The sequence below is a fragment of the Bacillus sp. LR--39 genome (assembly GCF_053613335.1).
Map to the genome: position 1 here is coordinate 1 of NZ_JBSIOT010000093.1, position 1739 is coordinate 1739.

Genomic DNA, 1739 nt, shown 5'->3' on the forward strand with positions numbered 1-1739 from the left:
AACACTGAAAGCCTGGTGTAAACAGAAATTAGCCTCCTATAAAATCCCGAAAAAATGGGTGTTTGCAGACAGCTTGCCGGAAACGAGCAGCGGAAAAATTGCCCGTTCCAGTGTGAAAAAATGGCTGGAAGAGGGCGTACAGTATAAATGAATGCGGTTATTGTTGATGCAAAACGAACGATCTTTGGAAATCAAAACGGACTGCTGAAGCCCTTCCTGCCGGAGGATTTGTCAGCTCCCATCATCCGCTGTCTCAGCCGAAAGCTAGAGGATCAAGTTGACGAGGTCATTCTCGGAAATGCTACCGGCAGAGGCGGCAACCTCGCCAGACTGTCAGCCCTTCAAGCCGGACTGCCTTTATCGGTTCCCGGAATGACAATTGACAGACAGTGCGGCTCCGGCCTTGAAGCTGTGCGCTATGCCTGCAGCCTTATTCAAGCGGGAGCCGGCACGATGTATATCGCGGGCGGCTCAGAAAGCAGCAGCCAATCCCCTTTTTCAGAACGGGCCCGCTTTTCTCCAGATGCCATCGGCGATCCCGACATGGGAATCGCAGCAGAATATACGGCAGCACGCTATTCCATCAGCAGAAGCATGCAGGATGAGTACGCGCTTCTCAGCCATCAACGCAGCAGGAACGCGCATGATGGAGGATTTTACCGTGAAGAAATTGTTCCTCTCGGGGAATTGGAGACAGACGAAGCATTTTTGAAAACACGTCCGATAAAAGCGATTATTCCCCGCGCAAAGCCGGTTTTCGACACCAGCTCCGGAACAGTCACAGCAGCCAACAGCAGCGGCATAGCAGACGGAGCAGCCGCTCTTTTGGTAATGGAAGAAGAAAAAGCGGCAGCCCTGGGACTTAAGCCTGTGCTTCGGTTTATCGGCAGCGCTGTCAGCGGCATTCACCCCAACTTTCCGCCCGTGGCACCGGTTGATGCGATCCGTAATCTCTTACATACACACGATGTAACACCTGATGATATCGGTTTATTTGAAATCAATGAAGCCTTTGCCGTCAAAATTTGTGTCTGCTCGCAAGAACTCGGCATTCCCTTTTCAAAAATCAATGTGCGCGGCGGCGCATTAGCTCTTGGCCATCCATACGGTGCATCAGGTGCAGCTCTGGTAACCAGATTGTTTTATGAAGCGAAAAGACGGACAGACTGTCAATATGCTGTTGCAGCCATCGGAAGCGGCGGCGGAATCGGGCTGGCTTTATTATTTGAAGTTCTTGCATAGGCTTTTTTATAGGATGCATGCTTTCGATTTAGTATAATAGCGATATGAATAAAGTCAGGAAGGGGATTTTATGACAGCCGTTTGCTTAGTAAGACATGGAGAAACCGATTGGAACCTGCAGCAAAAATGCCAAGGAAAAACCGATATTCCGCTAAACACAACAGGTGAACGCCAAGCAAGAGAAACCGGAGAATATGTAAAGGACTTTTCTTGGGATATTATCGTGACGAGCCCGCTGAAAAGAGCGAAAAGAACCGCGGAAATTATTAATGAATATCTGCATCTTCCGATTGTCGAGATGGATGATTTTAAGGAACGCGATTACGGCGACGCGGAGGGCATGCCGCTGGAGGAACGGACAAAGCGCTATCCGGATAACATCTATCCGAATATGGAAACGTTAGAAGAACTCACTGACAGACTGATGGGCGGTTTGGCAAAAGTGAACCAGGCGTACCCAAACAAGAAGGTACTGATCGTGGCGCACGGTGCGGCAA

The 1739-nt window shown here is 49.7% G+C and carries 3 protein-coding genes; all 3 read left to right on the plus strand.

Annotated elements, in window-relative coordinates; translation table 11 throughout:
• On the plus strand, positions 1-151 hold a 151-nt coding region (locus tag ACWHAR_RS20615), incomplete at its 5' end, for an AMP-binding enzyme (protein ID WP_452087678.1).
• Entirely contained in the window at positions 148-1242 is a 1095-nt protein-coding gene (locus ACWHAR_RS20620) for an acetyl-CoA C-acyltransferase (protein ID WP_041351935.1), read from the plus strand. The genes ACWHAR_RS20615 and ACWHAR_RS20620, both read left to right, overlap by 4 nt.
• 70 nt (positions 1243-1312) lie before the next feature.
• The coding region (gene phoE, locus ACWHAR_RS20625; RefSeq protein ID WP_452087677.1) for a phosphatase PhoE at positions 1313-1739 on the plus strand (427 nt) is incomplete at its 3' end.